The organism is Streptomyces sp. NPDC107559 (assembly GCF_055657365.1).
This window is the reverse complement of record NZ_JBVKBD010000002.1, coordinates 868,550-883,662: the sequence shown is the minus strand read 5'-3', so window position 1 is coordinate 883,662 and position 15,113 is coordinate 868,550. Positions and strand designations below refer to the sequence as shown.

General features: G+C 72.9%; 11 protein-coding genes and 1 pseudogene. 8 read left to right on the top strand and 4 right to left on the bottom strand.

What is annotated here, in order from left to right:
* Positions 1-10: 10 nt before the first annotated feature.
* Positions 11-148: pseudogene (locus tag ACZ7OY_RS10355) on the top strand (DUF7737 domain-containing protein); the annotation flags it as partial.
* Between the two features lie 56 nt (positions 149-204).
* Here ACZ7OY_RS10355 and ACZ7OY_RS10350 read toward each other — a convergent pair.
* Positions 205-1,245: a LacI family DNA-binding transcriptional regulator gene (locus ACZ7OY_RS10350; RefSeq protein ID WP_471911004.1), complete on the bottom strand. Its 1,041-nt coding sequence runs from the start codon at positions 1,243-1,245 to the stop codon at positions 205-207.
* A 262-nt stretch (positions 1,246-1,507) separates the two neighbouring features.
* Here ACZ7OY_RS10350 and ACZ7OY_RS10345 point away from each other — a divergent pair, with 262 nt between their 5' ends.
* The 5 genes from ACZ7OY_RS10345 (at position 1,508) to ACZ7OY_RS10325 (ending at position 8,640) form a co-directional block, all read left to right on the top strand.
* Entirely contained in the window at positions 1,508-3,475 is a 1,968-nt protein-coding gene (locus ACZ7OY_RS10345) for a glycoside hydrolase family 127 protein (RefSeq protein WP_471911003.1), read from the top strand.
* Between the two features lie 182 nt (positions 3,476-3,657).
* The gene (locus tag ACZ7OY_RS10340) at positions 3,658-4,908 is read left to right on the top strand and encodes a sugar ABC transporter substrate-binding protein (RefSeq protein ID WP_471911002.1); all 1,251 of its coding nucleotides are present in this window, start codon (positions 3,658-3,660) and stop codon (positions 4,906-4,908) included.
* 69 nt (positions 4,909-4,977) lie between these two features.
* A complete protein-coding gene (locus ACZ7OY_RS10335; protein WP_471911001.1) occupies positions 4,978-5,955 on the top strand; it encodes a carbohydrate ABC transporter permease in 978 nt (325 codons plus the stop codon).
* Positions 5,952-6,773 carry a carbohydrate ABC transporter permease gene (locus ACZ7OY_RS10330; RefSeq protein ID WP_471911000.1) on the top strand — a complete coding sequence of 274 codons (822 nt, stop codon included), beginning with the start codon at positions 5,952-5,954 and terminating at the stop codon, positions 6,771-6,773. Before ACZ7OY_RS10335 ends, ACZ7OY_RS10330 begins: the two co-directional genes overlap by 4 nt.
* An 88-nt stretch (positions 6,774-6,861) precedes the next feature.
* Positions 6,862-8,640 carry an RICIN domain-containing protein gene (locus ACZ7OY_RS10325; protein ID WP_471910999.1) on the top strand — a complete coding sequence of 593 codons (1,779 nt, stop codon included), beginning with the start codon at positions 6,862-6,864 and terminating at the stop codon, positions 8,638-8,640.
* An 86-nt stretch (positions 8,641-8,726) separates the two neighbouring features.
* On the opposite strand, the gene ACZ7OY_RS10320 is transcribed toward ACZ7OY_RS10325, so the two are convergent.
* Entirely contained in the window at positions 8,727-9,848 is a 1,122-nt protein-coding gene (locus ACZ7OY_RS10320; RefSeq protein ID WP_471910998.1) for a lysylphosphatidylglycerol synthase transmembrane domain-containing protein, read from the bottom strand.
* 341 nt (positions 9,849-10,189) lie between these two features.
* On the opposite strand from ACZ7OY_RS10320, the gene ACZ7OY_RS10315 reads away from it, so the two are divergent.
* Positions 10,190-11,353, top strand: a complete 1,164-nt coding sequence (locus ACZ7OY_RS10315) for a PP2C family protein-serine/threonine phosphatase (RefSeq protein WP_471910997.1) — start codon at positions 10,190-10,192, stop codon at positions 11,351-11,353.
* A gap of 71 nt (positions 11,354-11,424) precedes the next feature.
* Here ACZ7OY_RS10315 and ACZ7OY_RS10310 read toward each other — a convergent pair whose 3' ends face one another.
* Both ACZ7OY_RS10310 and ACZ7OY_RS10305 read right to left on the bottom strand, forming a co-directional pair.
* Complete coding sequence (locus ACZ7OY_RS10310; protein WP_471910996.1) at positions 11,425-12,903, bottom strand: sensor histidine kinase; 1,479 nt, start codon at positions 12,901-12,903, stop codon at positions 11,425-11,427.
* Positions 12,900-13,589, bottom strand: a complete 690-nt coding sequence (locus ACZ7OY_RS10305) for a response regulator transcription factor (protein WP_471910995.1) — start codon at positions 13,587-13,589, stop codon at positions 12,900-12,902. Before ACZ7OY_RS10305 ends, ACZ7OY_RS10310 begins: the two co-directional genes overlap by 4 nt.
* 151 nt (positions 13,590-13,740) lie before the next feature.
* Between ACZ7OY_RS10305 and ACZ7OY_RS10300 the strand changes: the two genes are divergently transcribed.
* Positions 13,741-15,078 carry a ferredoxin reductase family protein gene (locus ACZ7OY_RS10300; RefSeq protein ID WP_471910994.1) on the top strand — a complete coding sequence of 446 codons (1,338 nt, stop codon included), beginning with the start codon at positions 13,741-13,743 and terminating at the stop codon, positions 15,076-15,078.
* Positions 15,079-15,113: the final 35 nt, after the last annotated feature.

The following is a 15,113-nucleotide window of genomic DNA, read 5'->3' as shown; positions in this document are numbered from 1 at the left end:
GCCGCTGCCTGTGCATCGTCCCGGCGCGCGCGGCGCGCGCCCGGGGGACGGCAAGGTCTTCCTGCCGTTCGAGGACGACCGGTTGTCACTGGTCCTCGGCAAGGCGTTCCTGCTCGCAGCCGACAGCCAGATCACCGACGAGTCCGTCCTCGTGCAGATCGAGCGAGGTGTCCGACCGCGTCGACGGCAGCTCGCCGCGGCCCCTCAGCTGGACTCGCGCACGACCAGCCGGCACGGGACGGTGTGCACCCCCGGGGCCGGACCGGAGTCGATGGCCTCCAGCAGCCGCAGCGCGGCGATCCGGCCGATCTCGGCGAGATCCATGTCGATCGTGGTGAGCGGCGGGCGGCAGGCCAGGGCCATGGTGTCCCAGTTGTCGTAGCCGACGACCGCGATGTCACCGGGCACGCTCACCCCCCGCTCCCGCAGCGCGTCCGCCGCGCCGCGGGCGATCTGGTCGTTGCCGCAGAAGAAGGCGTCCGTGTCCGGCGCCGTCCGCAGAACCGCCTCGGCGGCTCGACGCCCCCAGGCCTCGCTCCACTCCCCGTGGTGGACCCGACCGGTCGCGAGAGTCAGCGAGGCACGCTCCAGGTGCTCGACCGCGTGCCGCGCGCGGTCCCGGGCGGCCGCGTGGTGCTCCGGGCCCGTGAGATGGGCGATCCGGGTGCGCCCGGTGGACAGCAGATGCTCCATCGCGAGCCGGGCCCCGCCCCGGTCGTCGGACACCACCGAGGTGTCGGCCGGGTCGGTGGAGGGCGAGAGCGCGTAGACGATGGGGACGGAGTCGACCCCGGCCAGCGGCCCGCGTGGATCCGTACGGCGGCCGGTGACGATGATGCCGTCGACGCGCCGCTCCATCAGGTTGCGCAGATGGTGCTGCTCCCGGATCGCGTCCCCGCGCGTGTCGCACAGCAGCACCGAGATCTTCCCCGCCCCGAGCGCGTCCTCGGCGCCCAGCAGCACGGGGGTGCTGAAGCGGCCGATGCCGTCGGTGGTCATCAGCCCGACCGTCCAGCTGCGGCCGGTGTGCAGGTTCTGCGCCAGCTGGTTGGGCCGGAAGCCGAGCTCCTCCACGGCGTCCAGGACCCGCTGCCGGGTCTCGGGCCGCATCCGCCCGCCGCCGCTCAGCGCCTTCGACGCCGTGCCCACGCTGACCCCGGCCAGAGCGGCGACATCGGTGAGCTTCGCCCGGACTGCGATGGGAGAACGCGGAGCGGCTTCGGTCACGAGCAATCCTTTTCTCATACGGCGTGATGGCGTGATGGCGCGTCGTGCCGGCGGGGTGGTGCGTCTGGGCGGCGCGCGGTGTGCGGGCATCGGCGCCCACCATCCTGACAGTCGTTTGAGCCGAGTTCCAGCCTACGGACAACGGGAGAAAAACGCTGCGCGGCCCTTGACCCGGCTCACTCGGCTCCCCTCTACTGTGGCGCTAGAGAAAACGGTTGCTCAAACATTTGCCCAGCTGTCGGGCAGCCGCCCGCGTCCGCCTCCCACTCCCCGGAGAGCCATGCCCCGCACCCGCTCCGCCCTGCCTCCGACGGGCCCGGTCCGGCTCGGCCCGGCCGCCCGTACCGCGCTGCGGCCCGCCGTCGCCGAGGTGAGTTCCGGCTTCTGGCACACTCGCCGCGAGGTCAACGCGCACACCTCGATCCCCCAGGGCCCCGCCCTGCTGGAGTCTGCGGGAAACCTGCACAATATGCGGCTGGCGGCGGGCACGGCGCAGGGCGACTTCCGGGGCGCGTACCCCTTCGTGGACACCGACGTCTACAAATGGCTGGAGGCCGCCGCCTGGCAGCTGGCCCAGGAGCCCGCCGAGGAACTGGCGGCCCACGCCGACCGGATCGTCGCGCTGGTCGCGGACGCCCAGCAGCCCGACGGCTACCTCAACACCTGGTTCCAGCTCCGCAAGGGCTGCGAGCGCTACCAGGACCTGCGCTGGGGACACGAGCTGTACTGCGCGGGCCATCTGATCCAGGCGGCGGTGGCCCACCACCGGGCCACCGGACGGGACGAACTGCTCACCGTGGCACGCCGGTTCGCCGACCATCTGGACGCCACCTTCGGTCCGCCCGGCAGCGGCCGGCCGATCGACGGCGTCGACGGCCACCCCGAGGTGGAGACCGCCCTGGTCGAGCTGTACCGGGAGACCGGCGAACGGCGCTACCTCGACCTCGCCGGCTACTTCGTCGACCGCTACGGCCATGGCCTGCTCGGCGGCGAGGCCTACTGCCAGGACCGGGTGCCGCTGCGCGAGGCGACCGACGTCGAGGGACACGCCGTACGCCAGCTCTATCTGCTGGCCGGGGCGACGGACCTGGCCACCGAGACCGGCGACGCCGGGCTGCGCGCCGCCGCCGAACGCCTGTGGCGGGCCATGACCGCCGGCAAGACGCACCTCACCGGCGGCCTGGGCGCCCACCACGACGAGGAGGACTTCGGCGACCCGTTCGAGCTGCCCAGCGAACGCGCCTACTGCGAGACGTGCGCCGCCATCGCCTCCGTCCAGTGGAGCTGGCGCCTGGCGCTGCTCACCGGCGAGACCCGGTACAGCGACCTGATCGAACGCACCCTCTACAACGGCTTCCTCGCGGGTGTCTCGCTGGACGGCGAGAGCTGGCTGTACGTCAACCCGCTCCAGGTCCGCGACGGCCACACCGACCCCGGCGGCGACCAGTCGGCCCGCCGCACCCGCTGGTTCCGCTGCGCGTGCTGTCCGCCGAACGCGATGAGGCTGCTCGCGGCCCTCGGACACTATCTCTCGTCCGCCGACGCGGACGGCCTCCAGATCCACCAGTACGTCACCGGCCGCTACCGCGGCGACCTCGACGGCACGCCCGTCGCCGTGACCGCCGAGACCGACTACCCCTGGCACGGGGTGATCTCCCTGACGGTGGAGGACACCCCGCGGGACCGGCCCTGGACCCTGTCGCTGCGCATCCCGCAGTGGTGCCGCGAGTACCGCGTGCGGCACGGGTCCCGTACGTACGACCGGACGGACGCCCCGGTCACGGACGGCTGGCTGCGGCTGGCCGGGACGTGGGCCCCGGGCGACCGGGTCGTCCTGGAACTCGGTCTGGAGGCCCGCCTCACCGCGGCCGATCCGCGCGTGGACGCCGTACGCGGCTGCGTCGCGGTGGAACGCGGACCGCTCGTGTACTGCCTGGAACAGGTGGACCACCCGGGCGGCGGCCTGGACGACATCGTCCTCGACCCGACCCGTCCGCTCGCCGTGAAGCACCGCCCCGACCTGCTCGGCGGGGTCACCACGGTGGTGGCCGCCGGACACCGCCGGCCGCTCCCGGACACCGGCTGGTGGCCGTACCGGCCCGTCGCGGCGGCCTCCGGGGCGGCATCCGGTGCGGCCTCCGGGGCCGGGCATCCGGCGGGCGACCCCGTCGAGCTGACCGCGATCCCGTACTACGCCTGGGCCAACCGGCGGGACGGCAGCATGCGCGTCTGGCTGCCGACCTCCTGAACCCACCCGGCTCCCGAACCCACCCGGTTCCTCGGCCCACCCGGCTCCCGAACCCACCCGGCTCCCGAACCCACCCGGCTCCTGAACCCACCTGGTTCCTCGGGCCACCCGGCTCCCGAACCCGCTCCGGCCTCCTGAAACCCGTCCCGCTCTCCCGCATCCATGACAACGAGGTCACCGCAATGAGAAGCACCCGCCGCACCCTCCTCGCCTGCCTCGCCGCCGTCGGCACCCTCGTCTCCGTCTCCGCCTGCGGGGGCGGCGGCGCGGACTCCTCCGGCTCCTCCGCCGATTCGGGGACGTACACCTTCTGGGACCCGTACCCGCAGTTCGACGCCTCCTCGGACTGGGGCAAGCGCGTCGCCCAGTGCGGCACCGAGGCCGGCGTCACGGTCAAGCGCACCGGGTACGACACCACGGACCTGGGCAACAAGGCGCTGCTCGCCGCCCAGCAGGGCAACGACCCCGACGTGATGCTCGTGGACAACCCGGTCGTCTCCACGCTGGTGGAGGCCGGGATCCTCAACAAGACGAGCGACCTCGGGCTGGACACCTCCGCGATACAGCAGAACATCATCGGCGCGGGCACCCTGGACGGCGCCTCCTACGGGGTGCCGATCGGCGCCAACACCCTGGCGCTCTACTACAACAAGAAGATCCTGACGGCCGCGGGCGTCGACCCCGCCTCCGTCAAGGACTGGGCCTCGCTGACGGCCGCCCTGAAGAAGGTCGCCGCGGCCGGGAAGAAGGGCATCACCTTCTCCGCGATCAACACGGAGGAAGGCAGCTTCCAGTTCCTGCCGTGGTTCTGGGGCGCGGGCGCCGATCTCACGAACCTCGACTCCCCGCAGGCGGTCGCCGCGCTGACGCTGTGGAAACAGTGGGTCGACGCCGGCTACGCGCCCAAGGACGTCCTCCAGAACACCCAGACCACCAGCTGGCAGGAGTTCGCCACCGGCGAGTACGCCTTCGGCGAGAACGGCACCTGGCAGCTGGCCAACGCCGAGAAGGCCGGATTCGAGTACGGGGTCGTCAGCATCCCGGCACAGCACGGCGGTTCGGCGCCGGTGCCGACGGGCGGCGAGTTCGTCACCGTGCCCGTCCAGCGGGACACCGCCCGCTACGCCGTCAGCAAGAAGATCGTCACCTGTCTGACCAGCTCGGAGAACCTGCTGGCCAGCGACACCGCCCTGACGTACGTGGCCCCCACCGCCGCCGTGCAGACCGAGCAGGTCGCGGCGAACCCGAAGCTCAAGCCGTGGGTCGAGGCCGTGGCCGCCGCCCGTGGCCGGACCAGCGGCGGACTGGGCACCAAGTACCCCGTCATCTCGCAGCCCCTGTGGACCGCGGTGCAGTCGGCCCTGTCCGGCGGCAAGAGCCCGAAGGACGCCCTCGCCACCGCGCAGTCGGCGGCCGGGAAGGCCAAGGGCTGACGCCGGTCCGCAACCGGCTCGGCGGCCGACCCACCACCAGGCAAGCAGCACCCGCATCCAGGAGTTCGTATGACCATCGCCCGAGCCGACCGCCTGCCGGGGCGGTCACCGGCCGGAGCCGAGGCGACGGGCGCGGCCGGCCGGCGCGACGCGGCGGCCCGCCGAGGGCGCCGCCGCAGCCGGCTGACCGCGTCGGCCTTCGTCGCCCCGCTCGTCGTCTACCTCGCCGCCTTCTACCTCTACCCGCTCTACCGCAACCTCGACCTGAGCCTGCGGCACTACACGGTCCGGTCCTTCGTCGCGGGCGACGCCCCCTTCTCGGGCTGGGACAACTTCGCCCAGGTGCTGGACGATCCGGCCTTCGGGCCCGCGATGCGCCACACGATGGTCTTCACCTTCGTCTCCATCGCCCTCCAGTACACCGCCGGACTGGCCCTCGCGGTCTTCTTCGACCGGCACTTCCGGCTCGCCGCCACCCTGCGGGCGCTGTTCCTGGTCCCCTGGCTGCTGCCGCTGATCGTGTCGGCGTCCACCTGGTCGTGGATGCTCAACAGCGAGTCGGGCGTGGTCAACTACGCCCTCCACCTGGTCGGTCTGCCGCCCGTCGACTGGCTGACCTCACCGGACCGGGCCCTGACCTCGGTGATCATCGCCAACGTCTGGATCGGCATCCCGTTCAACCTGGTCATCCTGCACAGCGGGCTCCAGAACATACCCCGGGAGCTGTACGAGGCCGCCGCGCTGGACGGGGCGAGCGGCAGCCGGCAGTTCTGGAGCATCACCTTCCCCCTGCTGCGACCGGTCTCGGCGATCACCCTGCTGCTGGGCCTGGTCTACACGCTCAAGGTGTTCGACCTGATCTGGATCATGACCAAGGGCGGTCCGGGCGACTCCTCGTCCACCCTGGCCACCTGGTCGTACCAGCTCGGATTCGGCACCCTGCTGCCGCAGTTCGGCCCCGGCGCCGCCGTCGGCAACCTCCTCGTCCTCATCGCGCTCGTCTTCGGTCTGCTGTACATCCGCGTCCAGAGGAGGCAGGGAGCATGATCTCCCGCACCGGCTCCCGCCGGCTCACCGTGATCGGCGTCCTGCTCACCGCGCTCATGCTGTTCCCGGTGTACTGGATGCTGAACGTGTCCCTGACCCCACAGTCGGACATGCGCAAGTCCCCGCCCGACCTGCTCCCGCTGCACCCCACCTTCGAGGGCTACCGGGCCGTCCTGCACGACCAGTTGCCCTACCTCGGCACCAGCCTGCTCATCGGCCTGGGCACGGTCGCCCTCACCCTCGTCCTCGCCGCGCCCGCCGGCTACTCGCTGGCGAAACTGCGTCCGCGCGGCGGCGGACTGCTGAACCTGGCCCTGCTGATCGCGCAGATGATCCCGGGCATCGTCATGGCGATGGGCTTCTACGGCATCTTCCTCGACGCCGGGCTGCTGAACTCCTGGTGGGGCCTGATCGTCGCGGACTCCACCATCGCCGTGCCCTTCGGCGTCATGATCTTCGCGGCGTTCATGTCGGGCATCCCCGACGAACTCACCGCCGCCGCCCGGATCGACGGCGCGGGCGCGTTGCGCGTCTTCTGGTCCGTCGTGCTGCCGGTGAGCCGCAACGCCGTGGTCACGGTCTCGCTGTTCGGCTTCCTGTGGGCCTGGTCCGACTTCGTCTTCGCCAACACTCTCGACGGCGGCGGCGATCTGCGCCCGATCACCCTCGGCATCTACCACTACATCGGCAACAACAACCAGGAATGGAACGCGATCATGGCCACCGCCGTGGTCGCGTCCGTACCCGCCGCCGTCCTTCTCGTCCTCGCGCAGCGGTACGTCGCCGCCGGGGTCACCGCGGGCGCGGTCAAGGACTGACGGGACGTCAGCTCTAACCTCGTCCCGCCCCCGTGCAACCTCCTTTCCGCCTCCCTCCCCCCTCCATCCGTCAGGAGAGCCGCCACCCATGTCCACTCCGAAATCCCGAACAGCCGTCCGCGGCGGAACCCCATTAGGCCGGTCCGCCGCCTCCGTTGCCGTGGTGACGGCGCTGGCCGCCGCCGTGACCGCCCTCCCGGGCAATCCCGCCCAGGCCGCCCCCACCGCCGCCACCACGCTGGTCGTCCACGCGGCACAGAACCTGAGGTCCGTCACCCATGTCGCGGCCGGCGGCCTCTACGGCCTCGCCGACGCGAGCACCCCCGCCGACAGCCTCGTCCAGGCGCTGAAGCCGAACACCTTCGTCCAGATGGCCCCCGGCGGAAAGCAGTTGCCCAACGGCGAGCCCAAGCCCGCCGGTGACTCCCTGGTGGTCGCCGCCAAGGCCGCCGCAGCGGGCGCCAAGGTGGTCGTCCGGATGCCCGACTGGTATCCGGACTTCCCGTACAAGTGGGTGAGCTGGAGCGACTGGCTGGCCGCGGTCGACACCCAGGTTGCCTCCGTCAAGGCGTCCGGCGCCGGCAACATCGGCGCGTACGAGCTGTGGAACGAGCCCGACTGGACCTGGGACACCGCCGACGCCGGTGCCTTCGACGCCGGTTGGGCCCGGACGTACAAGGAGGTCCGTGCCAAGGACGGCACCACTCCCATCCAGGGGCCGAGCCATTCGGCCTGGAACCAGAGCTGGATGAGCACGTTCCTCACCGACGCCAAGGCGTCGGGTACCGTCCCGGACGTCATCGCCTGGCACGAGCTCCAGGGGAGCCGGGACATCGCCGCCCATGTCTCCGCCTACCGCGCGCTGGAGAGCGGCCTCGGCATCAGCCCGCGGCCCATCTCCATCGAGGAGTACGGGACCCCGTCCGAGGTCGGTGTGCCCGGAGCCCTGGCCGGCTACGTCGCCAAGTTCGAGCGCGCCGGCGTCCGGGACGCGGAACTCGCCTTCTGGAACCACTACGGCACGCTCGGCGACACCCTGACCGACACCGGGGGATCACCCAACGGCGCGTACTGGCTGTACAAGTGGTACGGCGACATGTCCGGGACGATGCTCACCACCACGCCCCCGGCGCAGACCGGCATCGACGGTGCCGCCTCGCTCGCCGGCGACGGCAGGCGGATCGGCGTCGTCTTCGGCGGGGGCACCGGTGCCACGGCCGTGACCGTGGACGGACTCGGCTCGCTGGCGGCGTTCGGCAGTACGGTCCACGTGAAGCTGGAATACACGCCCGCCAAGGGCCGCACGACGGCCGTGGCGGCCCCGTTCACGATCTCCGAGGCCGACTACCCCGTCAGCAACGGCTCGATCACCGTGCCGGTCGCCATGAACGCCTCCGACGGCTACCACCTGGTCGTCACGCCCACCGGCACCTCCACCTCACTGGCCGGCCGCTACCAGATCACCAACAGGAACAGCGGGCTCGCCCTGGACACCCTGAACGCCGGAACGGCCCAGGGCACGGCGGTCGTCCAGGCGACCCCCGCCTCCGGGACCGACCAGAACTGGACCCTGGTGGCGGCGGGCTCGGGGCTCTACCGGATCGTCAACCAGGCGAGCGGTCTGCTGCTCGGCATCACCGGCGCGAGTACGGGTGACGGCGGTACGGCCCTGATCTGGGGCGACAACGGCACCGCCGACCACCTCTGGCAGCTCGTCCCGGCCGACGGCGGTTACTACAAGATCGCGAACTACAACAGCGGGCTGCTGCTCGGAGTCGACGGCATGAGCACCGCCTCCGGCGCCCGGGTCCTCCAATGGGGCGACAACGGCACCGCCGACCACCTGTGGAAGCTGACCGCACGCTGACCTGCCCGCCCCGGGCGCCGTCTCCCCACCCGTCGGCGCCCGGGGCGCACGGCTCGCCCGGGCGCACAGCGCCTTGCGCCCGGGGCTCACAGCACCTTGCGCTGCACGAGCGCCGAGAGCACCAGCGCGCCCGGGAGCAGCGGCACCCACACGGTCAGGACGCGGTAGCCGATGACGGTCGCCGTGGCCAGGCCCAGCGGTGCGCCGAACGCGGTCATGGCCAGCACCAGCGCCGCGTCCACGGGCCCGATGCCGCCCGGCGCGGGTACGGCCCCGACCGCGGTGCCCGCCGCCAGGAACGCGAACACCACCTGGGCCCAGGACAGCGGCAGCCCCAGTGAGGCGCCGACCGCGGCGATCACACACCCCTGGAGCACCGGTGTGGCGGCCGAGCCGCCCCACAGGGCCAGCACCCGGCTGGGCCGGGTGTGCAGCACCCGCGCGTCGGACAGCGCGGTACGGACCAGGGCGAGGACCGGCCGGCGGAGCGGACGCACCACGGTCACCAGCAGCGCGGCCGCCGTCGGACCGGCCACCAGGCACACCGTGATCAGCAGCAGCGTCCCGTCGTCCGGGACCAGCGCGCCGAGCTCCAGCATGTCCGGGAAGGCCAGCACGAAGACGAGCAGGACCGGAATCTTGGCGATCGGCTTGGCCAGCGAGTACAGCGCGATCGAGGCGGTCGCACGGGCGAGGGGGATGCCCTGGCTCTGGTAGAAGCGCAGGGTGACGGCGTGCGCGCCGACGCTGGCCGGGAGCACGTGGTTGGCGGCTCCGGCGGCGAACTGGGAGGCGATCAGCAGCCCCGGTGGCAGCCGGTCCGGGATGGAGCCCTGCCGTACGACGGCGGCGGCCACCCAGCCCAGGCAGGTGAAGAAGAGGGCGAGCAGCAGCCACCAGGGGTCGGCCGAGGCCAGCCGGGCGGTACCGCCGCGCACGGAGGGCCAGTCGACCGCCGCCCACACGACGATCAGCAGGACCGGAAGCAGGACCGCAGTCCGGCGGAGGAGCCTGGCGGCCGCCGGGGAGCGGACGGGGGAGACGGCAGGCGCGGGCGAGGTGGGTGAGGTGGTCGAGGCACAGGATGCGGGAGGGGAGGGTGCGGGAGGGGACGGTGCGGTGGCGGGCGGAGTGCAGGAGGGAGCGGCGGGGACGGAGGCGGGGGCGGGGAGCGGCCCCCGGGAGTCGTCGAGCGGCAGGAGGGACACGACGGCAACGTCCCCGTCCGGTGTGACGCAAGGGTGTCCGGGAATCGACGGAGCGTGGGCGAGCGGACGTCGCCGTCGGGGCCGTACCCGGCCGGAATTGCGGGGTCCGGACCGTGCCCGATGCGCCGATCCATTGGTTTTGTCACGATTTGAAGGTGTTCCGAGTCGCGCGTTGGTTCCGCACGCACCGCGAACCTGCACCGCAGGACGGCGCCGGCCGCGTACGCACGCCCGCTCGCGAGCGAGCGCGCCAGCTCGTTCGTACGTCCGTTCGTACGTCCGTTCACACACCCGCTCGCACGGCCGACCCGGCGCCCGGCCCGACGGCCGACCCGGCGGCCGTGCTGGCCGCGCTGCGCCCGGTGGCCTCGGGCGTCGGCACCACGCTCGACGAGGCGGCCACCTGCGCCGAGCTGACCCGGGCCGTCGCCGCGCAGACGGGCGCCACGGCCGCCGTGGTGCGCGCCGACGGCCCGGCCGAGCCGGAGTACGAGGCGGCCGTCGGCGACCCGGCGACGCTGCCCGAGGTTCGGTGGGTCGCCGCGGTGGCACGTGACCTGACGGCGCTCGCGATCGACAAGGAGGGGGAGCAGCGCACCGGCCGTCCGGAGCCCGGCCGTGACCGGGAGGGAGCGCTCTGCGTACCGCTGGCGACCGGTGAGGACCGGTACGGCGTCCTGGTGTGCGTCCGGGGCGGCGGGCCTTTCACCGCCTTCGAGACGGAACTCCTCGCCCTCCTGGCCGAGCGGGCCGCCTCGCATCTGCGGCACGCCCGGGAGCACGCCCGGGTCAGCCGCACGGCGGGCGACCTGCAACGCGCCCTGCGCGCCGAGCCCGGCCGGCCGCACCCCAACCTGGACATCGCCGTGCGCTACCTACCCGCCGGGCAGCAGACCCTGGTCGGCGGCGACTGGTGCGAGACCGTACGGCTGCACTTCGGACGCACCCTTCTCGTCGTCGGCGACGTGATGGGGCACGGGGTGGAGGCCGCGGTGGACATGGCCGCCTACCGCTCCGATCTGCGGGCCCTGGCCGCCGCCGACCTGCCGCCGCACCGGGTGCTGCGCCAGCTGGACACGCTGGCCGACGAGCTGCCGGACCGCAGACCGGCGACCTGTCTGATCGCCCGGGTCGACCCCGCGCGTGCCATGATGACCCTGGCGGGCGCGGGCCATCTGCCGCCCGCAGTGATCGACCGGTACGGCAGCGCCTCGCTGCTGCCGGTGCCGGTCGGACCGCCACTGGGCACCGGATTCGGCGGTTACGAGCCCGCCACCTACGAGCTGGACCCGGACCGGACGCTGGTGATGTTCACCGACGGGCTGGTCGAGCGGCGCGGCGAGGACATCGACCGGTCGCTGGAGCGGCTCGCCGCGCTCAGGTTCCCGGCCACGGCCGAACTGGACGAGATCCTCGACTCGATGCTCGTCCGGCTGGACGCCCGGCACGCGGACGACGACGTCGCCGTCCTGGCCGCCCGCCCACGCCTCGGCCTGCCGCACTGACGCCTCGCGTACCGACACGTCCCGCACCGGCGCCTGCCGAGCCGCGCGTGTCGTCGCGCAGGTGTCCTGGCTCAGCCGGAGCCGGAGCCGGAGCCGGTACCGGAGCCCGCGCCCGGGGTGAGCGGCAGGCCGACCGTGAAGACGGTGCTCCCGGGCTCGTCGCCCAGCTCGATGGTGCCGCCGTGCGCGCGCACCAGCGATCCGGCGACCGACAGGCCCAGGCCGCTGCCGCCGCGGTCCCGGCTGCGGGCCTTGTCGACCCGGTAGAAGCGGTCGAACACCCGGTCGCGGTCGGCGGCCGGTATCCCGGGGCCGGAGTCGGTGATCCGCACCACCGCCCGGTCGGCGGTGACGTGCAGGACGAGGGACACCGCGGTGCCGTCGGGGGTGTGCACGGCGGCGTTGGTGAGCAGGTTGTCCAGCACCTGCCGGACCCGCTGCGGGTCCAGCCGCAGCCGTACCGGCGCCGGCCCGGCCGTCATGGTCAGCGGATGCTCCGGGTGGCTCGCGCGGAACGCGTCGGCCGCGTCCCCGACCAGCTCCACCAGGTCGGCCTCCCGCATCCGCAGCGGCGTCTCCACCTCCTCGGCGTCCAGCCGCGCGAGCAGCAGCAGGTCGTCCAGCAGGAAGCCCATCCGGGCGGCCTCGGCACGCAGCCGCGCCAGATGCCGGTCCCGTTCCTCCGGGGCGTTGGCGGCCGCGTACTGGAAGAGGTCGGCGTAGCCCCGTACCGACATCAGCGGGGTGCGCAGCTCGTGCGAGGCGTCCGCGACGAAGCGGCGCAGCCGCTGCTCGGCCCGCGCGCGCACCGCGAGGGAGTCGTCGATGTGCTCCAGCATCGTGTTGAACGCGACGCGCAGCTCCTCCACCTCCGGGCCGCCGCCCGGGGCGTCCGCGCGCAGCGGCAGCCGGGCCGCCGACCCGGTCAGGTTGTGCGAGGCGATGCCGTGCGCGGTGTGCGCCATCTCGCTCAGCGGCCGCAGTCCGCGCCGCAGCAGCGCCCGCCCGGCCACCACCAGCGTGAGCAGCGCGAGGACGAACGCCACGACCTGCACGGTGATCAGCTGGCGCACGGTGGCGTCGATGCCGGCCGTGGGCGCGGCCGTCACCAGGACCACCCCCGGCCGCACCGCGCAGGCCCGCAGCCGGTAGGTGCCCGCCCCGTCGATCCGCACGGTGCGCTGGAGCTCGTGCGGGGTGTTCGCCCTGAGCTCGGCCAGGGCGGTCAGCGCACGGCTGTCGGACGGCACCTCGGCCGGGGTGCGCAGCACCGCCGAGGTCCCCGTCACGTCGTACACCGCCGTGTACCAGCCGTAGTACGGCTGGCGGGTCACCGTGCCGTGCGCCGCCGCGTCCTTGGACTGCACGACCTGGACCAGCTTCAGCTGCGCGGTCAGCTGGTGGTCCAGGTACTCGCGCATGTACATGGTCAGCGCGGTGCCGACGACGGCGAACACCCCCAGCGACAGCGCGCCCAGACCGAGCGCCAGCCGGGTGCCCAGGCGCAGCCTGCGATAGGCGTGCCGGAACCGGCCGAGCGCCGTGCTCACTGCGTCGCCTGCCGGACCACGTACCCGAACCCGCGCACGGTGTGGATCAGCGGATCGCCCGTGGCGTCCAGCTTGCGGCGCAGCCGGCTGACCACCAGCTCCACGACGTTGGAGCGGCCGCCGAAGCCGTACTCCCACACGTGGTCGAGGATCTGTGCCTTGGTCAGGACGGCCGGCGACCTGCGCATCAGATAGCGCAGCACCTCGTACTCGGTGGGCGTGAGGGTCAGCAGCAGGCCGTCGCGCCGCACCTCACGGGTGTCCTCGTCCATCGTCAGGTCCGCCACCCGCAGCACCGGCCGCCGGAACCCGGGCCCGGTGCTGCGCCGCAGCACGGTGCGCAGCCGGGCCATCAGCTCCTCCACCGCGAACGGCTTGACCAGGTAGTCGTCGCCGCCCCGGGTCAGCCCCGCCACCCGGTCGGCCACCGTGTCGCGTGCGGTGAGGAACACCACCGGCACCATCGTCCCGGAGCCGCGCAGCCGGTCCAGGACACCGAAGCCGTCCACGTCGGGCAGCATCAGGTCGAGCACCACGATGTCCGGATGGAACTCGGCGGCCCGGCGCAGCGCCTCCTCGCCCGAGTGCGCGGTGACCGCCTCCCAGCCCTCGTAGCGCGCGACCGTCGCCACCAGGTCGGCGATCGGAGGGTCGTCGTCCACGACGAGCAGTCGTACCTTTTCCACCCGCTCATAGTGCTTCACCCGGTCCCGGCCGCCGGGGCGGGGGCGCCGTCGTGGACACTTCGATAACCACTTGAAAGATGAACGACAGCAAAATGACAGCTCCGCGCGGACAAGCTCGGACTCCCCGGCCCCGATCAAGGAGCTACCGCCCGTGACGACCGTCCAATCGCCCCCCGCGCCCGCCGCGGCGCTGCGCCCCAGGGTGGTGGCGCGCACCGGCCTGTACGCGGTGCTGGCCGCGAACGCGGCCGCGGTCGCCTGGTTCTTCGCCCAGGCGGGCTTCGCCTCGAACGCCCTGATCGTGCTGGGCCGGCTCGCCGGTCTGTACGGCGCGCTCCTGATGGCGTTCCAGCTGCTGCTGGTGGCCCGGCTGCCCTGGCTCGACCGCCGGATCGGCATGGACCGGCTGACCTCCTGGCACCGCTGGACCGGCTTCGGCGTCCTGTGGACCCTGCTCGCGCACGTCGTGTTCATCGCCTTCGGCTACGCCGACTCCTCCGGCATGGACCCGGTGAGCCAGGTCGTCGACCTCGCCGAGACCGTCGAGGGCGTGCTGCGGGCCGTCGTCGCCCTCGCGCTCCTCCTCGTCCTGGGCGCCGCCTCGGCCCGCTGGGCCCGGCGCCGGCTGGCGTACGAGACCTGGCACTTCATCCACCTGTACACCTACGTGGCCGTCGTCCTGGCCTTCACCCACCAGGTCGCGGTCGGTACGACGTTCACCGCGTCCTCTGCCGCGAAGGCCTACTGGTACGCCGTGTGGGGCCTGGCCCTCGGCGCGGTCGTCGTCGGCCGGGCCGTGCTGCCGCTGTGGCGCAACCAGCGGCATCAGCTCCGGGTGTCGGCCGTCGTCCCCGAGTCGGACACGGTCGTCTCCATCCACATCACCGGACGCGACCTGGACCGGCTGCCCGCCCGGGCCGGCCAGTTCTTCCTGTGGCGGTTCCTCACCAAGGACCGCTGGTGGCAGGCCAACCCGTTCTCCCTGTCGGCCGCCCCGGACGGCCGCTCGCTGCGGCTCACCGCCAAGACCGCGGGCGACGGCACCGCCGCACTGCGGCAGCTGAAGGTCGGCACGCGCGTCTTCGCCGAGGGCCCCTACGGCGCGTTCACCGCGCTGCACCGCACCCGGCCCGAGTCCCTGCTCATCGCGGGCGGTGTCGGGGTCACCCCGATCAGGGCGCTCCTGGAGGAACTGGACGGTCACGCCGTCGTCGTCTACCGCGTCGCCACCGACCGGGACGCGGTGCTGTACGACGAACTGCGCGAACTGGCCCGGGTCAAGGGCGCCGAACTGCACCTGGTGACCGGCCCGGTCAGCCCCGACAAGCTCGCCCCGGCCGAACTCGCCCGGCTGGTGCCGGACATCGCCGACCGGGACGTCTTCCTGTGCGGACCGCCGCCCATGATGAACGCGGTGCTCGCCTCCTTGCGGGCGCTGGACGTGCCGGGACCGCAGATCCACTTCGAGCGTTTCAGCCTGGCGGGATGACGAGGGCCGAGGGAAAAAGGGAAAGAGGGAAAGAC